Below are 21,686 nucleotides of genomic sequence, written 5' to 3'. Positions count from 1 at the left end.
CGCAGCCGGCGACACGAGGGAGGGCCCATGACCACTGCCGCGACCGGGGCGAGGCTGCCCGAGTCCGTCGGCGTCACCGTCGTCGGGGCCGGCCAGGCCGGGCTCTCGGCCGCCTGGCACCTGCGCCGCCTCGGGCTCGTCCCCGGAGCCGACCTGCTCGTGCTCGACCGCGGGCCCGACACCGGCGGGGCCTGGCAGTTCCGCTGGGAAGCGCTGCGCCTGGACCGCGCCCACAAGGTCCACGACCTGCCAGGCATGGACGAACTCGGCGTCAGCTTCGCCACCGCCGACCCCGCGCGCCCCGCCCGCGACGTCGTGCGCGAGTACTACGACCGCTACGAGCGCCACTTCGAGCTGGAGGTGCAGCGTCCCGTGCACGTCCACCGGGTCTCCGGCGGGGGCGGCGACCCCTTCGAGGTGGAGACCGACCGCGGGACCGTGCGCACCACCGTGCTCGTCAACGCCACCGGGACGTGGGCGCGCCCCTTCCGCCCGCACGTTCCCGGCGCCGCCGACTTCGCCGGGGTCCAGATCTCCACACCCGAGTACCGGGCCGCCGAGGACTTCGCCGGCCGCAGGGTGCTCGTCGTGGGCGGCGGCACCTCGGCCGTCGGGTTCCTGCGCGAGCTCGAGGGCGTGGCCTCCGACACCCTGTGGGTCACACGGCGGCCCGTCACCTTCGCGGACGTGCCCGACGCCGGACGCCGGGCGGTACGGCAGGCCGACGAGGCCGCACGCGCCGGAGAGCGCCTCCCCAGCATCGTCGCCGGCACCGGGCTGCCCGCCACCCCGGAGAACCTGGCCGCGCGCGACCGGGGCCTGCTGGTGTCGCGCCCCATGTTCAGTTCCGTCCAGCCCGACGGCGTGAGCTGGGACGACGGCACTTTCGAACCCGTGGACGCCATTATCTGGGCCACCGGGTTCCGCGCCGAACTCACCCACCTGGCGCCGCTGCGGCTGCGCGAGCCCGGCGGTGGGCTGCAGGTGCAGGACGGGCGTGCGGTGCGCGAAACCCGCCTGTTCCTCGCCGGCTACGGGCCCCAGGCCAGCACCATCGGCGCGAACCGGGCCGGGCGCACCATCGCCCGCCGGGCCCTCGCCGAGCTGGAGCGCGCACGTCCCGATGCCCGGTCCGGCGCCGGAATGCGGTAAGGTCTCCTGCGTCGGCGACGCCAGGGGCGCGCTCGGCACACGGGACGTGGCGCAGTTTGGTAGCGCACTTGACTGGGGGTCAAGGGGTCGTGGGTTCAAATCCCGCCGTCCCGACACAGAAGCAGCAGGTCATCGAAGGGTCCATCATCCGGTGGGCCCTTTTTTGCTGCCCAGGTGGGGTAAAAGTGGGGTAGAACCGGGGCCAGTGGGTGCTCAGCCCAGGTCGTGCAGGATCTCGTTCATCGCTGTCGCTGCGGAGCGGCGCACCGGCCGGAGCTGCCGTCGGTAGACGCGCTCGGTGGTGTCGGTCCCGTTGTGGCCGACCAGCAGTGAGATCTCCTCGATGCTCACGTCGTGGTCGGACAGCAGGGACACAAAAGTGTGCCGCAGTTCTCGCGCGGTCCATTCCTTGTCGTTCAATCCCGCCTTTCTCATGATGGTGCGCAGCTCCCGTAGGACGTTGTGCCGGTCCAACGGTGTGCCCTTGCGTGTGCAGAACACGAGGTTGTTGTCTTGCCACAATTCGCCAGCGACCAGGCGTTCGTGCGCCTGCATGGCCCGATGGGCATTGACGGCTTTGAGAGCCAGATCGGGCAGTTCCAACGACCGCCTGGACCTACGGGTCTTGGTGTCGCCATCTTCGCGAACCGAGGCCCACACATGGATCGTGGGAACCTCGCCGTCGGTGGTGATCTGCTCCCACGTCAAAGCCCGCATCTCCTCGGTGCGGGTGCCGGTGACGATGGCGAGCACCAAGTAGGCGTACCACCGTGTGCCCTGCGCGGCTTTGAGTACCGCCACGGCCTGGTCCAAGGTCATGGACTTGGAGGGCCGACCTGGCTGGTCGCCCCGGAGCCGGCCCCTTTGATCGAGGCGAGCGAGCTCGGCGACATTGCGCGAGACCATCTCTTGCACTTGTGCGTAGCGGATGGCTCGTTCCAGCAGGCTGAGCACCAACCGCAGCGTTCGCGAGGACAAGTGCGGTTTGCGGCCGCGTAGCCAGGCGAGCACATCGGCCACCCGCAGCTCGGCCAACCGGTGCCGACCGAGGTAGGGGGTGATGTGGGTGTTGATCACCCGTGTGTAGTTGTCTCGGGTGTTGGCGCCCACGTCCGAGAGCTGGTCCCGCAGGAACTCCGCCACGCAGTCGGCGACGGTGTAGTAGGCGGGGGAGTCGACCCCCTGATCCAGTTCCTCGAGGATCGTGGACAGCTTGGCGTAGAAGGTGTTCTTGTTCTTGCTGCTTACCTTCTTGACCTGCCAACGCCCCGTGTGCGGGTCCTGGCGCATGCGGATCTCCGCACGCCAGAGCTTCTTGACCCGGTCGAAGTAGACCGAGACGTCGGACCGGTCGGACAGCGCGGCTCTGGTGGGTTTGCGTGGGGTTCGGGGCACCACTCCTCGTCTTTCCCGGGAACGGTCCCGTACAGCCTAGGCGGGCTCCTGGTCCTGGAGAAGCCGGTGGACGTAGGTTTCCAGGGCGGAGCGGGGGATGAGCCTGCGGCGACCCACCCGCACGGAGGGCAGGTCTCCGGTGGCGATGAGCTGCTTGACGGTGGTGCGGCCGAGGCTGAGTGCCTGTGCTGCCTCGTCGACCGAGTAGGCGACCTTCTCGTCCAAGATTCGCTCCCTCCTCGCGATTGCGCCCTCGTCTACTGGTTGCGATCAGGAAGGCGGATTTGGCTCAGACGGTGGCAAGCGATTCGTAGGGGTGCGTCCCGATCGATACTCGCCGCGGCCGCGCCAAGGGAGGACTGTTGCCTCGGATGCTGTCGATCATCGGTTCAGCCGTATCTGTGGCGGCCAAAGGCGCAGTGTCCGCAGCGGTGTGGTCGCGCATTTCCATGTCTGGCTCACCTTCGCGCTGGTCGGTGCGTATGAGTTGCTCACGCGTGTGTTTCGCACTGCCGCGCAGCGCGTGCGCACTGCGTTCGCAAGCTATGAGCAGACTGCAGAAGAGGACGAGGGAACGGAGCGCTCGTCGAACTGACCGGGGATACGCTGACCCCACGAGGTGAACGTACTCCCAGGTGAGACCATGTTCCTCATGGTTTCCCCCGAACACACCGATGGTCCGATCCTCACGCCCCGGGATGTTCTCCGAATCCCTGTGGTCGTACGGCACGCGCCCGCCCGGCGGCAGTACCTGCGCTGGCGCAAGTCCACCGAGGCATGGCCCACGCCCGGCGGTGTCCCTGGCGCCGGCGAGTACATGGTCGACACGACGTGGCGGGAGATTCTCGAGTCAGCGGTCACCGTGGGACGAGACTTGATCCCCTGGCTCGTGCACCATCCGGAACGGGCGGTCCACGAACTGCTGGCCCGGACCACCCCACTGACGGCCTACCTGAGTCGCGAGGAGTTCCAGCAGGCCGACGGAGGCACCAGGCCACGCCTGGTTCCGAGTCTGGCCTACACACAAGGTGCAGAGCCCAGCGCTCAGGGCGCTTTCGCTTACCGGTTGGGCATGACCATGGCCGAGTGGGGTTGCCGAAGCCTGATGGGGCTGGGCATGACCACCCACGGGGAGTCCGCCGAACCTGCGGGGTCGGCCGGATGGAGCTCGGCCGGGTCCAGGCCCGACCTTCATGGCTTCCACCCCGACGAGAAACGCCTCTGGCTCGTCGAGGCCAAGGGGGCGCGCAGCATCGGGCTCCCGCAGCTGCGCCGGGGCCGGGACCAGCTTCTGGCTGGCGGCGCGCTTGTCCAGGAGGTGCCCCACCGCCTGATGTTGTGCGGCAGCAGTGTCGAGGAGGAAGTCTTCGTCACGCTCGACAACGTCGGTGCCGGTGGGCCCGAGGAATGGCCGCAGTACCTTGCGTCGCCCCCGGTGAGCCCGAATGATGACGGGGGCGCGGCCGCCGCGCGCGCTGTGGGAGAGCTGACACGTTCCTGGATGCTGGTCTACTTCCACCTCATCAGCGTCGGCCAGGAGCAGCTCTCGGTGGTTCCCGTTGCACGGCATAGAGCCCTCGCGGCGGCAGATCGACGCAGTGGCTTGACCCTTCTCGAGCAGGACCCCGCCACCCGGGAGCTGCGTTCCCGGGTCAGGGGCCAACCCCCGCAGACCACTGGGGACCTTTCCGCACGGGAGGACGCGGAGGACATGTTGACCGCTGCCGTGTCCGGGAGCGGTGTTCGGGGGCGGTCTCTCCCGTGCCTTGTTCGGCGCGTGCGCGAAGATGCACAGCGAGCTGGCCGGGGTCATCCGTGACACTGTGGGCGGGATCCTGGAACCTCTGCGTTTTGGTCCTGACGGACTACCCGACAGGGTGCCCGAGGAACGCGACTCCGAGGATCTTCGAGCTGAGCTCGCAGCCTGGGAGCGACGAGTCCAGATCATGCGGCAGGAGAGCGTGGGCCGCCTGCGAGAGGAAGCATGTCAAGCCTATGACTCGGCCCGGAACCGTTCCTGGCGCGAGCTGCTCGGGGCGGATCCCCGAGTCGCGACGGGCGAGGAAGACCTCCTCGAAGCAGCAGGAGAGGACACTTACCTCGCGCTCCAGGCCACCGACGGGCTGTTGGGCGCCAGCAGCCCGTAAGGGCTTCGCTGCTTCGTCGCCCAAGGGGAGGTCGCGTGTGAGCGGCTCCGTACCCGTCGATCGGTTCGACAGGGTCAGCGGAGAGACAGAGCTTCCGGGCGTTCCAGCGCGAAAATGTCACACCTGTCAGGTTCTATCGGTAGGGGTCGCTTCCGGCTCCGAGTGAGAGAACTTTGAGAGGCAATCATGAGTAGGCGACGGCAGATTCACCACAACGCGAACTACCTCCGACTCAACTGCGGAGGTGGTAAGAACAAACCACACCCCTCCATAGAGGTCGCGATGCTCATCGACAAGAGGAACTCCCCAACTGATGAACAGTTTCGTGAGATGGAGGAGCGTTACCGCAACCTGGCTCCAGGCACTGATCGTGTGCTCAAGCCGACGATGCCAGAAAGTCGGCGCCGATCCGTGCACCAATATGGGAGGAATCAGCGTCGTACCGGGGATCATTGGACGACAACGGAGCGTGCGACCGTGTTCTTCGAGGGAGGGGAGGGGCGCAGGAAGCTGCGAATCCGGTGCCCCCGCTGTGGCCGGGACGAACAATTCACTGAGAAGCGTGTCAACAAGTTGGCCGATGCCGTGCAGGGCCTCTCCAAGGCCCAGCGGTACAAAGGCCTTGACATAGCTTACCTGAGTGCATACCTTGAGCTGCAATAGACGGGTTGCCGCCGGTTGGGCGTGAGCGGCCGATCACTCCTCGCGCTGAATGGCTCTGAGCAGGAGCCCTTGGTACTGGTGTCCAAGGAGCTCTACTTATGAGTGTCTATATCGTCCTCATTGCATGTAAGATCATTGGTCTCGTAGAGAAAGCCATCGAGGACGACGGAAAGACACGCCGCCTCGTCATCATCGCCTTCGCATTCGCCCTGGCGGGTTCTGCTTCCATCTGCGTTGTGCGGTTGTAGCGGATCTGTGGGGCGAGGCTACTACAAGCCTCGCCCCTTACCCGGGCGGAGATGCCTGAGGCGCCCGAGGTCCTCCGGGAGTGCCTTACAGCAATCGCTCTCGGGTGGCTCTCGCGCGTAGGCTGATCGGTGGAATGTGCGCTTGCGGCTTGTGGCGAGGGCGGAAACCGTCACGTTCGACGGTTCGGATTCGGTGAGGAAATGCAGGGTTGTGTGAGCGCACTCCGCCATTTTGCAGATCCGTAGGTCAGTGTGTTCCTTGCTGCCTTTACGGGGCGCTCTTTTCGTCGGACTTGATTTCGTCGAGAGATGGACCTCGATACTCGGGGTGGGCCCGGTCCACCGCAGCGGCGACATGGAGCGGGTACGGGTGACGGGTACGCCAGTCCCAAGCCGCGGACTGGTGACACAACTGTGCGGTGAGGGTCGCGAGTTCCTCCTCAGGGCGGCCCCCGCAGGCTGCGACCAGGAACTGCACAGCGGTGAAGCTGTGCCAGTCCTTCTTCAGGTGTAGACGTCGGTCCGACTCGGGCAGAGTGGCACGAGTATGGAGCCCTCCTGCGCGGCCCTCGCCTCCGAATCCGTCGTAGGTCCGTGAGGCTTGCGCGATGTACCAGGTGGTGACCCCTGTGCTGGAGGTTCGGCGATAGAGGTAGTCCTGGGGCTTGGCCGGCCTCTTGAGCTTCGCTCGGTTGCGAGCTGTGTTCTCGACAGGGGTGGGAACTTCGCCGTACGAAGTGTTCACCGAGACCACCGCGATCGACCGGTTGTTCCGTCGCAGCGAGTCTCCAGGGAGCGCACCTTGGCCGAGAGCCTGGTGTTGCAAACCGGGCCAGATGGTGCGGCATGCTTCGGCGTCAACGAAGATGATCAAGGGGCGAGCCGTTGGCAGAGCGCGTAGAGCTGCCTCTACGTGATCGCGTACCTTCCGGGCGCCTTCGTCGTGCCGTGCGTGGCCCTCTAGGCCGATGGTTCCCCGGCCGAAGGCAGCCTCGGCCTCGGCTTGGGGGAGCCAGTCGTTGGTCGCAGGGGAGTAGGTGGTCGTTCTCCACGGAGACTCCGGGTCCGTGCTGGTGTGTACGGCGGTTAGGACTTCGACCATCTGTGTCTGAGCTGCGCCTCGAGGGCTCCGCGTGCTCTTGCGCTGCTGCCGTAGATGGATGCCCACGAGGATCGCGCCTTCCTTCACCGGTGTGGCGGCAGGAAGCCGGTGGTCGATGGCGCCGAGTCGAAAGAACAAGTCACGCGAGGCGTTGATGGCAGGATGGTCTTTCTCCTCCTGGATCTCCTTGTCCTCGCCGGGAAGGTCTGTGGTGGAATCGCTCGCTTCTGTGTGAGGGGTTTTCTTGGAATCTGGTGGGTTCTTTCGGTTGAGGAACTGGGAGACGATCCCTTCGTTGTAGAGGTAGCGCCTCAGCTCGCGTTTGTGGTCGTGGGGAGCGGTTTTTCCCTCACGCTGTTTCTTGGTGGGCTTGGGGATCCACACGGTCTCGACCAGTGCCCCGGTGAGCATGTCGTCGCGGAACAACGTGCGGAGCGGGGCCAGTTCTTCGTTCCACGCGATGGATTTCGGTGAGTCGATCGCTGGCACGCGGCGGAAGTGGACGTAGAGGTTTCCGTGGAGCCGGTAGTCAGTACGATCGGTGCATTCCACGGGCCGGCGTGGGGACGATGTGTATCGGGCGAGAGCAGCAATTATTCGTTTACGAGTAGAACCCTCGCTGTAGAGAACAAGGATGCGGAGCCTGTCGTGCCCGGTAGCGTGGATAGCGTATTCCAGGTCCTTTGTTTGCAGCTGTCCGGTGACAGGGCGAGTCAGTTTCTTTTTGGAATCGGGCGTGTACTCCACAGGAGAGATGCGGGGACGTTTGACGGTGTCCATGATGTGGTCGGACAGAGCAGTGACGAAACGTGTCCCGACGCCCTTGCCGATCGGATATTCCTGTGGGCCTGGCAGGAGGACCCGGCCGGTTCCTCCCAGCATCCGGAGATCCGAGTTGCTGGGGAGGTTGATCAGTTCGAGCCCGCACTCTTGGACGATCTCGGCGGTGAAGTTGCGTGGGTAGGCGCGCCACGTACTCCCGTCCTCGTCCGGCGTGTCCAGGGGGCGGTGCCCGACAGGGAGACGGAGCAGAGCCTGTTTGCCACGGTCGAGCAGCACAGTACGGGTCTTTGCCCAGTGTGTAGCGAGCCGTGTGAACGTCGGGATGACGTGGATGGCGAACTGCGATTCCCCGGGCAGTGTGATGATGCGAAAGTCCAACTTGTGCATCGCGTACCCCACGCGCTTGGGGCGCAGGGTCTCGTTGCGGATGGGCAGGTCCCATGACCACAGGCTGCCTTGGGTGTCCATACGCCAGGCGAGGTTGACCGACTTTCCGCCGCTGCTGAGTGTCAGGGGTTTTCGTGCGAGACGCTGGGCGAAAGACCACGTGGCGACGCGGTAGAACCAACCGGGAGCAATGGGCTTGCCCTCTTTCGACCCGCGAACGAACGAGGCGAGTTCGTAGCGCTCGATGTCGGCCTCGTTCAAGAGTGGGGCCAGAGTGTTCGTGTCGTCGCCTTTCCGTACCAAGCGCTCCCACGTGCGCACGGCGCTGGTCAAGAGTCGAGGATCGATGGGATCGGTGGTGATCGCAACCATCGGAGTGATGTCGTCTATGTCGACGTTGTGGTAAGTGTCGGGCATCAATACTACGGGTTGGCCGGTGACCGCGCTCAGTGCAGAGGCCAGGCCGGCGTAGGGAGGTCGCTTGAAGCGTTTCTTCGACCCGTTCTCCGTGTCTTGGTATCCGGGGAGTCGCTGCCACGCGGCGGAGAACTCCCGACTGAGGGGGTAGGCGGTTACAGATCCCAAGCCGCTGTGGGGGAAAAGATATGCCAGTGTCGTGAGCATGGGCAGGTCTTTCAGTGGTTATCGGCGAAAGAGAAGAAAGCGTCGAGTGTAGTTCCGTAGAGATTCTGCATGAGGTGCAGGGCGCCGCTTCTCGCCCATTCGGTACGCAGGTCTCGGATCAGGGACGGCAAGTCTGATCTGCCGTTGGCATTGACGAATGCGTGGTCCACGAGCTTGATGCGTCCAGGGGTGCCCCCGCGTCGGGCTCGGCCGACCAGCTGGATGAGCGAAATGACGAGTTCAGCGGCGATGGCTCTCTTGGTCACATCGGGCAAGGAGCGGAAATAGCGTTCATTGGTGACCAGTTCTTCGAAGTAGTGACCAGCGACATTCTTGCGTCTCTCCAACTCCAACCAGGGGGTAGGGCTGGTGCGTGCGTCCGCCAGGCAGTGGGATCCGAGAAAGGCAAGCAGTTCATCCGGGTCGTCGACCAACGGAATCGGCCGGATGGCAACCCAAATGGAGCCGATCGCTGAGACGCCTGTGTTCGGGGCCAGGATGTTGAGTCCGCGCTCGGCCCGTCCCAGCGGGGCGATGAGGATTTTCGCGCCCGGCAGGTTCGGGAAGTCCTCCAAGCGGTCCCCGGGAAGTTCTTGGACGGCCCACTCCGGGCTCGAGGTGGAGTCTCCGTATGTGGCTGCGTACTCAGCCGGACGGATGGCCACGGCCAAAGATCCGGGTTTGGCACCTCCCCGCACCAGTCCTTCAGCCAGATGGCGGCAGCTGTCGTAGGAGGTGGAGGCAAGCAGGAGCCGGTCTTGAGTGCCCCAGGTTCCCGACTGCTCGAGGACGTCCAATTCATTGCGCAGGAGCGGCCACAGACGCTCTCCCATGGAGAGCGTCGCTTCGATCCGCGCCTTGCCGGACTTGCCAGAGACGCGGGACATCTCCCCGTCGGGTCCAGGGACGGGCACATTTTCGACGTCCACGGTGCCCGGGCTCTGGTCCGGAACCCACCAGGTGGGCTCGACGTGAACGTGGTGGCGATGTGCTCCCGGAGCGTAAGCGGTTGCTGAGAGCCCCAACACCGCTCGACTTCGCCCGCAACGCGCATAGGCGGTGACACTTCCCAGGGTGGTCACGTAGTTGTGGGGGTCGCCCCCGAACGCGGCCACGCTGAGTTTGGTGTCTCCGGTCCTGCTGTGGTGGATGTCTTCAGTGAAGGCGAACATCAAACGGCCGAGCGGTCCATGCGGGATGGCGCGCCAGGCACTGTAAGGGCCCAGAACATCGGCGATTAGTCGAACCGATTCCATGCCGGCTCGGGCGAAAGCTGGAGCGCTGTGCACAAACTGGTACATCGTCCGCTGCAGGGGGCCGAGGAAGGCGCGCCGCAACAATCGGTCAGTGACTTCAGCTCGGAGTCGCTGCTCGGTCACCCACGGATTCAGGAGCTCATCGATCCCTCGGCGGATCATGTGGGTGTCACCGGATGGTTGCCGCGGGTGGACGACCTGCCGCAACAGATGACCCAACGAACGAAGGTGCTCGGGCAGGCCGTCGAGAGCCTTCCGCTCGTCAACGAGATCACGGAACAACGTGCGATGCGGCGAATACGCGTCGCTGTCCTGCTCGCTCGTGACTAGGAGCGCAGGATCATCGGCCATGTATGCGTGTAGTTGTGTGGCGAGCCAGGTGTCCCACCGTTGAGGCATGATCCAACGCTTCTCGGTGGGCCGGTTCTTGCGGCGATTCTTGCGCCGTTCACTAGGACCGAGAGTGCCGTCGGCGAGCGCGGTGATGTAGGTCTCCGAAAGCCATCGAGTGCTGGAGATCGTGTTGCGCAGCCCTTGGGAGAGCCGGCCAGGCAGGCGGCCAAAGGCATCGATGTGCTCGGTGTCCGCTGCCAGAAGGGGACGGTCTTCGCGGTGATTTCCCCATGCCAGCGTCAGACCTCGTCCCTCACTGCCCAGCACATGGGACTGGAAGTCGTCGATCTCGTCGACGACGGTCAACGGGCAACGGCGCATCACGAGTTCTTCGACGGCCAACGTGTCCGTGACGGGCTGATCGTCCACCTGAACGGGGATGTGTATGCGCCCTCGATAGAAGTTGGCGTGCGTGGTCACGATGACCTTCGCCGTGCAGGCTTGACGCTGCTGTTCGAACTTGCCGCACGTGACCTGGAACGGGCAGACCTGCGCGGGAGGCGGGTTCTTGCGACGGCGCGCGGCCCCGTGCATCGATTCAGCCGGAGCGAGGCTCGTGCACGGCTCCTGGCCCATGTCCCACGTGTCGACCTCGTGTTCGGTCGAAGTCGCTGAGGGGAGCGCACAGCCGTAGCCGAACTTTTCCTGGGCCCACAGCCTCAGATCCCTGTCGGGCTCTTCCTCCATGATGCGTTGGAGTTCACGCATCTGTGAATTGGGCGACATGAGTGGGACAACGAGGCCATCAGGGTTTATGCCCTGGCCGTGCAGGTCCTGTTCGATTTCGTGCGCCAGCTTGACCACGTTGCTGTTGCGAGGAGCAATGAGAGCCACAGGAATGTCTTCTCGGACCGCCCAGGACCCGAGTACACGCATCATCACGCTCTTCCCGGAACCGGTAGGAGCGTTGAACACAGACACCTCACCCGACCGCACCTGCAGTACGTCGACGGGACTTGTCGCTTTCCTTCCACGAAGGCCCTGGAACAGTTCGGACAGCGTCGAGACCCGGTGTCCGCCACCGGAGGCTCTGTCATGGTCCGCTGCCAGTTCCTCGATCTCGCGGAGTTTGATCTCGACTTCGGTCGCGGGGGTCGTGACCACGCGGGGCGGGGCGATCGCGTCTGCGGTGTGGTGTTCCTCCAGCGACAAATGTGCTGTGACCACGGGTGGCACCTGATCTCCAGCCTGGGGCACTCGCACGGTGGAGACGTAGTGCCCGGGCCCCGCAACCGGGCGCAGGCTCGCCGAGCCCGCCCGGATTCGGTCAATCTCGTCGAGCAGTTCGTCCGCACACGCTCGGGGGTCCATCCCGTGCAGAGGAAGCAGACGGCCTTGGTCGTCGAGAGCGTATTGGCACAGGCTGCCGTCCCCGTTGATGAAACGCTCCAGCTCGTCCTCGACTGTCTTCTCGTGACCCAAGGGGTTGTCACGATGACGCAGCAGCCGACCCAGGCGACGGAGGTCTTCTTCCGGCAGCCGGTGGTACCGGTCCCAGGCATGGAGCTCACCGCTGACCAGAAAGTGCGCTTTCGCGACCGTTGGGGGCGGGAAGTGTGCCTCCGCCAGGGCGCAAGCGCTGGCCAATACGCGGGGCACGATGCGGTGGTCACCGGAGTTTTCTTCGAAACCATCGACGCTCATGCGTTCTTCACCTTCCGCAATCGGCGCCGGACCTCCTTGAGGACATCGTCAGCCATGATCACCTCGTAGCGGTGTCTTGGGTTCAACAGATCGTCGAGTTTGCGACGCTGAGCTTCCCCGCGGTGGTCCGGGATCACGAGGGTCGGTGCTGCGGGAGGCTTCGCTGCGATGCGCTCGGCCAGATGTTTCGCGTGAGTGACGTCCTTGAGGTCCAGATGCTTCATCCACCCCAGGGCCGGGATACGCACGGTGAGGTCGTAGGTGTCCTTACTCGGCCACAGGTCGACTTCAACTCCACGGGAGTCCAGCCGTGCCAGCCGATCGAAGAGTCGGACCTCGCTGATGCCGGGCACCACGATGTAGCGCCATACCCCTTCCTCGACGCACACCGTTTGGTCGGGCCCCTCCGATCGAAAGCGCTGGGTTTTTGGTTGGCGAGGGACGGCGCCATCACGGGGCTGCAGCATGGGTGTTCCGCGCTGACGTGCGGCGCGGATGTAGTAGAACGCGTTGTGTGGCGCGTACTGACAGTGAACCTCCGTGTCCTGGACACGCATGGGCCACCGGCACACCGGGCACGGCCACCAGAATGCCCCTTCAAACGTGCGCTCCGGTGGAATCAGGCCGTAACGCACCTGACGCTTGTCGCCCCGCACATCGGAGAAATCCGCAGCCAGGCGCTGACGAACGCCGGCGGGGTTCTCGATGACAAAGCGGCGGTGGGCTGTGTACTCCTGGTCGGTGGTGCCTTGGTCAAGGGTCTGGAATGCTCGGTTCTCCACCATTTCGGCACGCATCCAGGCCCACGAGGGCATCCAGCCGTTGTGCCGGTAGCCGGCCTCGCCCTCCAGAAGGTCGACGATGTGCTCGCATCCGTACTCGAAGACGTCATCGCTGAGTTGGACGCCATCGTCGCTCGTGTCGGGACTACACACCGTCAGATCGCCGACGGGGTCGTCTTCGAAGAGGCCGGGTGCCATCTGGCGCAGAGGGCGGGACAGGGATGAGATCAGCGTGCTGGAGGTACGGGGCCCCTGGGCTGGGCCGCAGGCGTTCATCACCACACCTGCCATGCGCGCGAGTTCCTGCCAGGCATCTTTTTCCGCGTCGAATGCGGCCCAGGCGTACCCGGCGCGGATCGCGGCAGTGACAACCTTGTCTCTACGGCACAGGCGTTCTTCGGTGGACAGCACAACGAGACCTCCGTCTCACTCCATTTAGTGACCACGACAGAGCTTTATGCAAGAGAAAGTTAGCACGTAGAGCTTGTGAAGGGGAGCGTGCCGACCTGGGGGTGAGGTTGGGAGGCTTATTAGTGGATTGGTGTATATGCGGAGTTTCGTAGGGTGTGCAATGACTCGCCCGAAATGAAGCACTTAGGTGCACTTCTCGTGGTCGATGCCCTGGTGGCGTTGCGGGCAGAACTCGAGCACGTGCTGATCGCCGAGGTTGAATTCCTGGAAGGCTCGCCTTGGAGGAGGAAGGTGGCCAGACTGCTCGAGGTGCCCGCATCGGACACCTACGTAAAGTTCGAGGGAGGTGCGGCCCAGAACGATGCGACAGCCGGAATGTGGTCCCTGGTTGCCAGCCGGATCGCGTCGGTGGCGGTCATCGGTCTCCTGCTGATCGCACGCTTGCACACAGTATGGATTCCGTTGCGGATCGCTGTAGCGGCGGTGACCGGGGTCCTGGGGCCGTGGCGCTAGCGCTGTTCAGCCTGGTCAGCCGCTGACAGTTGGGTGAGGTGCCCCGAGGTTTCCGGACAGGGACCCAATACGATGGTCTCGTAAGGAAACGAGGGGAAACGTGGGCAGGAAGAGCAACTACTCACCGGAGTTCCGTGAGGAAGCGGCACGCCTGGTGATCGAAACGCAACGGCCGATCGTTCAAGTAGCGAGAGAGCTTGGAATCAGCAACGAGACGCTCCGGAACTGGGTCCGACGCTACAAAGACGAACACAGCAGCGAAACGACCGACCTCGATGCGAGTGACCGGGCGCGCCTGCGTGAGCTTGAACGGCGCAATGCCGAACTGGAACGAGAGAACTCTTTCCTGAAAAAGCCGCAGCGTACTTCGCGAAGGATCACCGGTAGTCTCCAAGTACGAGTTCATGGAGACTCAGAGAACCGGTGAGGTGGAGTACGCCTACCCCGTTACATTCATGTGTGCCATGCTCCACGTCTCCCGTTCGGGTTTTTACGAGTGGAGAAGCCGCCCGGAATCGGCGACTGCCAAGCGTCGAGAGCACCTCAAGCTCCTCGTTCAGAAGGCTTTCGACGACTCCGATGGAATCTATGGGTACCGGCGTGTGCACGCCCAGCTGCAGCGGTGGGACGTGCAGGCCGGCCCCGAGCTGGTGCGCCTGCTCATGGGCGAGATGGGCCTGGAGGGCTGCCAGCCGCGTCCGGTGCGGGTTTCTTTGACCGACCCGGTCGGGAGCACCGAGATCCCAGACCTGGTCCAGCGCGACTTCACCGCTGCCCGCCCCGGCCACAAGCTCGTCGGCGACATCACCTACATTCCCACGTGGGAAGGGTGGCTTTATCTGGCGACCGTTCTTGATTGCTGCACGAAGGAAGTCGTCGGGTACGCTATGGACGACCACTACCGGACGCCGCTCATCATCCAGGCCCTGCAGAACGCGCAGCGGAACGGCAAGGTATCCGATGGGGCGATCTTCCACTCCGACCGCGGCAGTAATTACACTTCGAAGAGCTTCGGTGACTTCCTTGCCGGGCAGGGGATCCAAAGATCGGTCGGCCGCACCGGAATCTGCTTTGACAACGCCATGGCCGAATCATTTTTCGGGACACTGAAGAACGAACGGGTGAGCAGGGTGGTGTATGCCACCCGGAAGCGGGCGCGGCGCGACATCACTCGTTACATTGAACTTTGGTATAATCGCAGGCGTCTTCACTCCGCGCTCGGGTACAACACGCCAGCGGAAATCTACGCGGCGCATCAGGAGATGCGGCTGGCCGCATGAAAGAAGCGGTCCAACACCTGTCCGGAATCAGCAAGGCACCTCACAAACACGCGCTGAGAATCCGGAAACACGGCTCCACCAAAACCGGTACATGCCAAAGCCTCCAAAAAACCCAGGGTGATTCAATCTCAATTGGGTGCGGATGAGCCGTCTCGTGTATCGGTGGTTGACGCCTGCTCGCGTTATTCATCTTTTTCCCGAGTTTCGGTTCGACGCTCTTATTCGAGGTAGGAGCTCAGTGCGGTAGTTCCGCATGCTGATATCTGCGCGGGGGCCGCCCGCAAGGACGGCTCCTACCGCAACCTCGAATTCCGCACTGAAGCAGACATCAGGCGACCTTGCAAAACCTCTGCAATCCGGGTCAGACAAAACTTTTTCGAGGCTTTTGATTCATTCGATTTATATGAGCGAACTCGAATCCTCTCTCGTAATTTCTGGTACCTCATGAGGTGTTTCTCGGGGCGGATTTAGTGACCTTCCACAATTGGGCGGGCGTAGAGAATGTCTCTTTCACCAGCATCTCGTCGGGGATTATGATGTCATAGTGCTCCTCCACGGCGAGCATGAGTTCGATCTGTGCCATAGAGTCTAGACCTGCGGAGAACAGGTCTAGACTTTCGTTGATCTCCGCGTTTGCTGGATGAGTTCTCAGCGCCTTACGTATCAGATTCTCAAACGTCTCATCCCAGGGATTGGGCATCCTCGCTCCATTCTCTTCGTGCTAAGGTATTCCGTTGGATGTCTCTATTGGGGTTTCACTCTCATGTGTGTAGCTTTCAGCCTGTCGTAACCACTTGGCCAGCGCGAACAACGTGCGGGGATGTTCGAAGCCGACCACGCTCAGGCCGACGTAACTGTTATAGGGGAGTTTCTCTAGCGCAAGGGGAATTCGCACCAACCCGCCTCCTCCACTACGTAGTTCTCATCCAGGCTTGTTGCCGCTTCCCGCGCCCGGGCGACTATGCTCTAGAGTGCCTGTTGTGACGCAGTATCCACGAAACGATCCCGCTTCTTTGTCCTCAGTGTCGGATCTGCCCACTCATCAGAGGCTGCTGTCCTAGAAATAGCGAAGGTTAGCATGGTGATCCCTCGCATTCCCTGAGAGCTAATCTCATTTGGATTCTCGGTAACCTGTCCCATTGTCGATGGTTGAGCGGTTGGTGCTGTACGGCCTGTGGGAGCTGTTCCAACGGGTGGGGCCCCGAAGCGCCTACCTCGCCTGAAGCTGTTGGGCGGCGCGGACACGGGGATCGTGAGGTGTTGGCCGCAATCATCTTCCATCTTCGTGGTCAGCATCGGCTACACGTGGGCCGATCTCTCACCGGTGGTCGGCCCCCTGGCCCCAGCAAGCACCGACGTTTCACCGAGTAGAACCGAACCCGCGTGCAGGCGTAGCTGCACCACCTGGTCCTGGACGTACTCGGCTCCCGTGGTGAACTGGACTGATCGCGGTATGCGATCGAGTCGGTCAACATACGTGCACTCGCAGGGGGCCTGACGGCTCCAAATCCTGTCGATCGGGGCAAGAAAGAGTCCAAGTTCCACCTGATCATCGATCGGACCGGACTTATGATCTCCATCGCGATCTCGGGTGCGAATCTGCACGACAGCCAAGCTTTGCAACTGCTGATTCGCGCGATACTGCCGATCAGATCCAGATGATGCTGCAGGAGCAGCAACCCAGGCAAGCTCCACGGAGACAAAGGCTAGGCGACTACAACCACCTGCGCCGATGGCTCGGCGAACGCGGGGAATTGCCCACCGCCTGGCCCTAGAGGCCTCCCAACGGTTGGGCCGTTACCGATGGCAGGTGGAGCGCACCATGTCTTGGCCAGCCGAATATCACGGACTCCACAACCGCTACGAGCGCAAATCCACTCGTCTTCTCCGCGTTCGCAGACATCGCCTGCACGCTGACCTGTCTTCCGTAGATTCACCAAATGAGTCGAGCTCTTAAGTGTATTCTATGATATCTCTTTCCATTGACTTCAAAAAATAATGCGCATCGCTACTAGAGAAACTTTCTAGCTTGGATCTTAGGATCAGATTCAGGTAATCCCCACTTCCGGCAACCAGGTAGAAGGGAGCCCCAGAAGTGTTGGTGGGAATATAGCTTTCGACTAGTGGATCGATCCAGTCTTCAATTTCATTTCCTAATTTGGGGGCGCCCGAGTTTAAATAGTTAAAGAAGTATCCAAGATTGGAGTACAGGAGAGAAGGATTTCCCGATTTACCCCTAAAATGCATCGGGTCAAAAATCCCATTTTGGTATGCTCGAATAGATCGGGCATTAATTGTTCTCAGAAAGCTTGTGCAGTTCTCCCCTTGCGGCTCCAGGGGGATTGGCACCCACTGGTTCATTATTCCTATTACGGAACGGGCCTCATCGCTGAATCTATTAGAAGAAGCCGACCTGAGGAGAATATTTTCCTGAGCGAAGAAATTTGATATGCACCTTGAGTAGAATGCAGAAATAATACTTGATTCAGAAGTATTCTCTGAATTTGAGATTTCGCGGATGGCCCTGGCGGCCCGGTGGGACTTCAGTGATGTGAGAACTGTATGGCGAGACTCCCCAATCACAGGGGAAATATCTTTCTGGTGATTAGCGGACAGGGCGCGCTCGATGTAACGCCGAGACTTGCCAAGTCTATTCTCCCAGGACTGTGAATGTTGTTCCTCTGCAAGTTCGACAGGAGACTTATATATCGAAGATTTTTTGCCTTCTATAATATCTAAAAAATCTTGAAAAAGGAGATTCCAAGAAAATGCATCGACAGCTATGTGGTGCATTGCAACGACAACATGGGAAGGGCTGCCATCCGATTTAATGACACAGATTCTCCATGGCTGCTGAGCCTCTATGTTAAACGGCTCTCGTGCAAATCTGCTCACTGTGAAGAAAATATCATCACTGATGTTGTTAGTGGATGAATCTAGTACTCGAAAAACCCCTCCAGTATTTCTCTCTAAAATCTGCGCCGGGTTCGTAGGATCTGAGAAATCGAAGACTGTTCGAAATGTGTCGTGTTTGTCAATAAGCTCGCGCAAGGCATTCGAAACCTCTTTTAGTGATTTGCCAGAAGGAATCTTCCATATATCGAAGAGATTTGCCTGCCACTTCTTTTCAGGGGGAACAAAAAAATATTCATAGTAGAATGAAAGCTGACTTAGTGTGAGTGGGTGTGAATGTCTCAAATTTACTCCCAAAATAGAACCTGGGCGCCGGGAATTTCCGGCGCCCAGTGCTATATATTAAAAGATGCCAGTCATGGTATTCTCGCATTCCTCTGTGGTTTTGTATCAGCGGACGCTGATTACTTAGAATACGATAGCAGATGGTCGGCATCGGAGTCAATGTTTTCAACCGTTTTCGACTAAGAAACACCCGAAAACCAGATCCTTGATGTAGATCTACCCCGCCGCGCTGCCCTTATCATCTCGTATGTTGAACCTGGTGGCCAGAGCCATCCGCGCTCATTGCAACAACACCGGTTTCCGGTGGCGCAGGACCAAGGCCCCCGCCCCCGGCTTTTCTCGTGCTGGTTCACCTGTCCAAGAGCGAAGCGTTGCACCAGCTCGCAGCTGGTTTTTGTGTCGGCACCACGACCGTTTGGCGATATGTGCGCGATATCACGGAGCTCCTCGCCGAGCAGGTCCCACCCTCGAACAGCAATGACGCTTAGCGTAAGTTGATCATCACGCAGCCACCCCAGGTTCGGAATGGTTGACCAGCCACACCTTCGTAACGTCAGGACGCCCAACCTCGACTCAGAGGCATCTTTGGCCCGGTAACCATTATAGCGGGCTCGCTTGACCACCCGGGGATAGCTCCGATATCCACGCCGCGGAATCAGGTTCCTCTTAGTCGTGATCTCCCGATATACCCGACCCGAAACCATCGGGCTGTTCAGGGGAAAATCGCCGGACCACCAATCCGACGGCAAAGCATACGCACCGTGGGTGTGATATTGACCCGATCCGGGTCGATATCGGCCTCGGTCGCCGTGCTACAGATCAACACGCACAACGCACGATAGGTGAGCAGATACCCATAGCTCTCCTGGCGGACCATCTCCGGGCTGCGTGAACGCAACACCCGACCGGGACCACGAAGCGAACTCTTCAGCTCGGCGTTGGCCACCTCGCTCCCCCACCGCTGCTGATAGGCCTGCGCCAACCTCCCGGCCGGCATCACCCGGTCATCGCCCAGCGTGGTGACCAAGCAGATCCCTCCCCACCTTTACCTGCCGAACCAGGGACCTGATACTCCACCACCCGCACCCGACGGGCCTGGTCCGCGTGGATGGAATCACCATCACGCAGGGCCTGGACCAACCGGGCACGCCGGGGCTTGCCAAGACGGGGAGCCAGCACCAACCAGGTGTAGGACCCATCGGGCAAGAACTCACCCACCGGCAACTCCAGGCTGTCCTTGACCCGCCACAACACCGCAGCACCGGTATCGGCCACCTGGGTGCAGCCGGAGAGGTTGAGGTCATGAGCGGAAACCTACCGGTCCAGTATCCGACCAACCAAGATCAACTTAAGCTAAGCGACATTGCCTCAAACAGTGCCTGCGTCGCGCACATCGAAAAGGGCAAGAATAAGCGCTACGGAATAAAACTTCAAGTGGTGTCTTCGCCCGCGGGGTGTCCGATGGCGCCTCGTGATATTCTCGGGAGATAGGTGTTGAGCCATGATCGATACGGCCCTGGCGCCGCCAAGAGGCGCTTCAATGCTCAGCTTTCTAGTTCTTGCGAATTGTGACCGTGGGCACGAGGTCTATTCGATCCTCCGTGCACCAATGGTGCACATGGAATGTGTCTCCGGGTGCGACCCTGGCCAGGAGGTTTAGCGAGGATCCTTCGCAGAATCGCGCGTACTCCGGGGTGAAGAACCGGGAGGCGAGGATGGCCATCGAGGGGTCCAGCGGCTTCCAGTCTCGGTCGTCCTCCTTGAATTCCACCCACCTGTGTATCCGTGCTTTCCGTCCTGAGAACAGGAAGCCGTCCCGGATCCTGGATGAGAGTCCATGACCGGTCAGTTCTTCGTGGAGTGCCGCTGACAGGGAGACGCAATTTCCTACTCTCCTACTCCGTGTGAGTGCCGGAGTCTGTTCCCCACGCATGAAGGGGTAGTGGAACGAGTGGTCGGTGACGAATGTATCCCAGATCTTTTTTGCCTGCGGGTCGCGAACGGTGTCCGGGTGGCCGGAGATCGTGATCTCACCCGTCCACTTTACCCATCCGGCTGCAGTCTCATTATCGTGCCATTGGGCCCTCATTAGCTGGGGTGGTTCCCAACGACCGCCGACGCACTCATTCCCGTGAGGGCAAGCAGCTTCCAGAGCGATCGAGTACTCAGTTTCGATGATCCAGTCCCGCCGCGGGGACACAACCAGGCCGAAGAATGTCATCTCCAACTCTGGTCGGCTCGCCCCGGTGCCTGAATAAAGGCCTACATTCCACAGGTCGGACAGGTCGAACGCGTCTCCCCGGGTTTGGATACCCGAGGAGCGAAGCCGTGTGATCTCCTCATTCGAGCAGCGCAGGATTTCGCGCGCGTAACCAGCGTCGACCCACTTCTGATGCCCGTCCGGGGTCGGGGACACGTGTTCGAGGGCTTTAACCCAGTCCGTCGATCCATGGCTCGACATGATTACGCATCCTCCTGACTGATCGTGAGCAAGTGGTCCCTTATGGACTTGAGAGTGGGGCCGTCGAGCACGATGTCTGGATCCATCTTGACCCCGAAGCGTTCGTCGATGTCCCTGATGAGATTGATCAGGGCGATGGAGTCAAAGCCGATCTCCATGAGGTCGGCGTTCAGGTCCACATCGTGTGGAAGGGTCCGCAAATATGTGGACGCCACAAGCTGGAGTTGGTGTTCGATACCTTCGTCGACTGTCTTGGGGAGCGAATCGTCGGACGGAGCATCGGATGCCCGAGGCGTCGGATCCGTGGCTCCGTCCTGGCGTCGGGGAGGGGGCGTGATCTCGTGAGCGGACACCACGCGGGTTGGCATGGATAGCTCGACACCGGCCCCCGCCACTGTCACCAGAGGGTCCTCCGCGAAGGCGAGGCTGCGAGTGCTCTGCCCGATCGACCGCCGCATCGGCCATTCCCGTCCGCTGAGCAGACCCAGCTCGACCAGGGTGTTGAGAAGATGGGGGTCGAAGCTGTACCAGGCGTCGTCGACGTGAACTTCCGTCCATACGTGGTCGATGGAGTACGGGACGGCTAGGAAGAACCCGAAAGCCCGCCTGGCCCTCATCCCGTGCGCTTCGGCCCTTTCCACGACGAACTTGGCGGCGAGGTTGCAGTCCGCCAGGCCCGTCTCACGCAGGAAGCCCAGGTCCTCTCGGAGCTTGTCCGGAAGCACGTGGAACCAGAGGTCCGCAACCGGGGCGAAGAGTTCGCCGACCGCGTCGCATAACGGGCTTTCCCTACGGTCTGGGGCGAGCCGCAGGCGATACCGGCCGTTGCCGACTTCCGAGAAAGTGGGAAGGCTCCTCAACAGTTCCGAGGGGGAGAACCGAGGGGAATCCGGGGCTGTTTCCGGGGGGCGGCCGGTGATCTCCACCTCGTGGAGGTCGTCATCAGACGGCGGCGACTTCAATGATCCCGCCCATCCCCGCATCGCTAGGTATCGCGCGGAGGACAGACGCAGGTCTAGCGAGATGTTGCTCAGATCGCGGTCGTCGTAGCGGCGGTCGCGGGACGAGCCACGATAGGGGAGACCGGCATCGGTCAGTTCGTCGAGGAGTTTCCGGCCCAGCCGATGCGACCACTCGGCCCGCTCGGGTGACACCCTGAACTCCCGGTAGCGGTCCGGTACCCGGCGGACGCGATCGACCACCGCGTTCAAGGCTGTCGGATTTTTCGTCACGTGCTCCACTGCCGA

The 21,686-nt window shown here is 61.8% G+C and carries 17 protein-coding genes, 1 tRNA gene and 1 pseudogene; 9 read left to right on the top strand and 10 right to left on the bottom strand.

Annotated features, from left to right (window positions below; translation table 11 throughout):
* Nucleotides 1-27 precede the first annotated feature (27 nt).
* A complete protein-coding gene (locus IDM40_RS00830; protein ID WP_193119910.1) occupies nucleotides 28-1,152 on the top strand; it encodes an NAD(P)-binding domain-containing protein in 1,125 nt (374 codons plus the stop codon).
* A gap of 40 nt (nucleotides 1,153-1,192) precedes the next feature.
* Nucleotides 1,193-1,266: transfer RNA gene (locus IDM40_RS00825), tRNA-Pro, on the top strand.
* 99 nt (nucleotides 1,267-1,365) lie between these two features.
* Here IDM40_RS00825 and IDM40_RS00820 read toward each other — a convergent pair.
* Together IDM40_RS00820 and IDM40_RS00815 are read right to left on the bottom strand one after the other, a co-directional pair.
* Nucleotides 1,366-2,547, bottom strand: coding sequence for a site-specific integrase (locus tag IDM40_RS00820; RefSeq protein ID WP_193119909.1), 1,182 nt, complete (start codon nucleotides 2,545-2,547; stop codon nucleotides 1,366-1,368).
* Between the two features lie 36 nt (nucleotides 2,548-2,583).
* The gene (locus IDM40_RS00815) at nucleotides 2,584-2,772 is read right to left on the bottom strand and encodes a helix-turn-helix domain-containing protein (RefSeq protein WP_193119908.1); all 189 of its coding nucleotides are present in this window, start codon (nucleotides 2,770-2,772) and stop codon (nucleotides 2,584-2,586) included.
* 208 nt (nucleotides 2,773-2,980) lie between these two features.
* Here IDM40_RS00815 and IDM40_RS00810 point away from each other — a divergent pair, with 208 nt between their 5' ends.
* The 3 genes from IDM40_RS00810 (at nucleotide 2,981) to IDM40_RS00800 (ending at nucleotide 5,605) form a co-directional block, all read left to right on the top strand.
* Nucleotides 2,981-3,142 carry a hypothetical protein gene (locus IDM40_RS00810; RefSeq protein ID WP_193119907.1) on the top strand — a complete coding sequence of 54 codons (162 nt, stop codon included), beginning with the start codon at nucleotides 2,981-2,983 and terminating at the stop codon, nucleotides 3,140-3,142.
* A 48-nt stretch (nucleotides 3,143-3,190) separates the two neighbouring features.
* Nucleotides 3,191-4,366: a hypothetical protein gene (locus IDM40_RS00805; RefSeq protein ID WP_193119906.1), complete on the top strand. Its 1,176-nt coding sequence runs from the start codon at nucleotides 3,191-3,193 to the stop codon at nucleotides 4,364-4,366.
* Nucleotides 4,367-5,455: 1,089 nt separating this feature from the next.
* Nucleotides 5,456-5,605: a hypothetical protein gene (locus IDM40_RS00800; RefSeq protein ID WP_193119905.1), complete on the top strand. Its 150-nt coding sequence runs from the start codon at nucleotides 5,456-5,458 to the stop codon at nucleotides 5,603-5,605.
* A 268-nt stretch (nucleotides 5,606-5,873) separates the two neighbouring features.
* Here IDM40_RS00800 and IDM40_RS00795 read toward each other — a convergent pair whose 3' ends face one another.
* The 3 genes from IDM40_RS00795 to IDM40_RS00785 are packed head-to-tail and all read right to left on the bottom strand — an operon-like array spanning nucleotide 5,874 to nucleotide 12,987.
* Nucleotides 5,874-8,501, bottom strand: coding sequence for an RNaseH domain-containing protein (locus IDM40_RS00795; protein WP_193119904.1), 2,628 nt, complete (start codon nucleotides 8,499-8,501; stop codon nucleotides 5,874-5,876).
* An 11-nt stretch (nucleotides 8,502-8,512) separates the two neighbouring features.
* The gene (locus IDM40_RS00790; RefSeq protein WP_193119903.1) at nucleotides 8,513-11,794 is read right to left on the bottom strand and encodes a hypothetical protein; all 3,282 of its coding nucleotides are present in this window, start codon (nucleotides 11,792-11,794) and stop codon (nucleotides 8,513-8,515) included.
* Nucleotides 11,791-12,987, bottom strand: coding sequence for a restriction endonuclease-related protein (locus tag IDM40_RS00785; protein ID WP_193119902.1), 1,197 nt, complete (start codon nucleotides 12,985-12,987; stop codon nucleotides 11,791-11,793). The genes IDM40_RS00790 and IDM40_RS00785 overlap by 4 nt, the downstream gene beginning before the upstream one ends.
* Nucleotides 12,988-13,185: 198 nt before the next feature.
* Here IDM40_RS00785 and IDM40_RS00780 point away from each other — a divergent pair, with 198 nt between their 5' ends.
* Together IDM40_RS00780 and IDM40_RS00775 are read left to right on the top strand one after the other, a co-directional pair.
* Nucleotides 13,186-13,500 carry a hypothetical protein gene (locus tag IDM40_RS00780; RefSeq protein WP_193119901.1) on the top strand — a complete coding sequence of 105 codons (315 nt, stop codon included), beginning with the start codon at nucleotides 13,186-13,188 and terminating at the stop codon, nucleotides 13,498-13,500.
* 100 nt (nucleotides 13,501-13,600) lie between these two features.
* Nucleotides 13,601-14,780, top strand: a protein-coding gene (locus IDM40_RS00775; protein WP_193119900.1) for an IS3 family transposase whose coding sequence is annotated in 2 segments (ribosomal slippage) — nucleotides 13,601-13,866 and nucleotides 13,865-14,780 — 1,182 coding nt in all. Because the reading frame shifts where the segments join, the coding sequence is not laid out codon by codon here.
* Between the two features lie 442 nt (nucleotides 14,781-15,222).
* Here the strand turns inward: IDM40_RS00775 and IDM40_RS00770 are convergent.
* Nucleotides 15,223-15,480: a phosphopantetheine-binding protein gene (locus IDM40_RS00770; RefSeq protein WP_193119899.1), complete on the bottom strand. Its 258-nt coding sequence runs from the start codon at nucleotides 15,478-15,480 to the stop codon at nucleotides 15,223-15,225.
* A gap of 439 nt (nucleotides 15,481-15,919) precedes the next feature.
* On the opposite strand from IDM40_RS00770, the pseudogene IDM40_RS00765 reads away from it, so the two are divergent.
* Nucleotides 15,920-16,724 (top strand): annotated as a pseudogene (locus tag IDM40_RS00765) (IS5 family transposase).
* A 9-nt stretch (nucleotides 16,725-16,733) separates the two neighbouring features.
* Here the strand turns inward: IDM40_RS00765 and IDM40_RS00760 are convergent.
* Nucleotides 16,734-17,978, bottom strand: coding sequence for a condensation domain-containing protein (locus tag IDM40_RS00760; protein ID WP_193119898.1), 1,245 nt, complete (start codon nucleotides 17,976-17,978; stop codon nucleotides 16,734-16,736).
* 341 nt (nucleotides 17,979-18,319) lie between these two features.
* Between IDM40_RS00760 and IDM40_RS00755 the strand changes: the two genes are divergently transcribed.
* Nucleotides 18,320-18,466, top strand: a complete 147-nt coding sequence (locus IDM40_RS00755; RefSeq protein WP_193119897.1) for a transposase family protein — start codon at nucleotides 18,320-18,322, stop codon at nucleotides 18,464-18,466.
* A 224-nt stretch (nucleotides 18,467-18,690) separates the two neighbouring features.
* On the opposite strand, the gene IDM40_RS00750 is transcribed toward IDM40_RS00755, so the two are convergent.
* From IDM40_RS00750 to IDM40_RS28755, 3 genes are all read right to left on the bottom strand, one after another.
* Complete coding sequence (locus IDM40_RS00750) at nucleotides 18,691-19,005, bottom strand: hypothetical protein (protein ID WP_193119896.1); 315 nt, start codon at nucleotides 19,003-19,005, stop codon at nucleotides 18,691-18,693.
* Nucleotides 19,006-19,530: 525 nt separating this feature from the next.
* Nucleotides 19,531-20,439, bottom strand: coding sequence for a transglutaminase domain-containing protein (locus IDM40_RS00745; RefSeq protein ID WP_193119895.1), 909 nt, complete (start codon nucleotides 20,437-20,439; stop codon nucleotides 19,531-19,533).
* A gap of 2 nt (nucleotides 20,440-20,441) precedes the next feature.
* Nucleotides 20,442-21,680: a phosphopantetheine-binding protein gene (locus tag IDM40_RS28755; protein WP_193119894.1), complete on the bottom strand. Its 1,239-nt coding sequence runs from the start codon at nucleotides 21,678-21,680 to the stop codon at nucleotides 20,442-20,444.
* Between the last annotated feature and the right edge of the window lie 6 nt (nucleotides 21,681-21,686).

The sequence above is a fragment of the Nocardiopsis coralli genome (assembly GCF_014892575.1).
In the GTDB taxonomy this organism is placed as follows: Bacteria; Actinomycetota; Actinomycetes; order Streptosporangiales; family Streptosporangiaceae; genus Nocardiopsis; species Nocardiopsis coralli.
Note: the sequence above shows the minus strand (reverse complement) of the source record. Positions and strands in the feature narration are given on the sequence as shown.

Coding starts and splice junctions, on each gene's coding strand:
- IDM40_RS00830 (WP_193119910.1), top strand. CDS start 28: ATGACCACTGCCGCGACCGGGGCGAGGCTGCCCGAGTCCGTCGGCGTC.
- IDM40_RS00805 (WP_193119906.1), top strand. CDS start 3,191: ATGTTCCTCATGGTTTCCCCCGAACACACCGATGGTCCGATCCTCACG.
- IDM40_RS00800 (WP_193119905.1), top strand. CDS start 5,456: ATGAGTGTCTATATCGTCCTCATTGCATGTAAGATCATTGGTCTCGTA.
- IDM40_RS00795 (WP_193119904.1), bottom strand. CDS start 8,501: ATGCTCACGACACTGGCATATCTTTTCCCCCACAGCGGCTTGGGATCT.
- IDM40_RS00790 (WP_193119903.1), bottom strand. CDS start 11,794: ATGAGCGTCGATGGTTTCGAAGAAAACTCCGGTGACCACCGCATCGTG.
- IDM40_RS00770 (WP_193119899.1), bottom strand. CDS start 15,480: ATGCCCAATCCCTGGGATGAGACGTTTGAGAATCTGATACGTAAGGCG.
- IDM40_RS00745 (WP_193119895.1), bottom strand. CDS start 20,439: ATGTCGAGCCATGGATCGACGGACTGGGTTAAAGCCCTCGAACACGTG.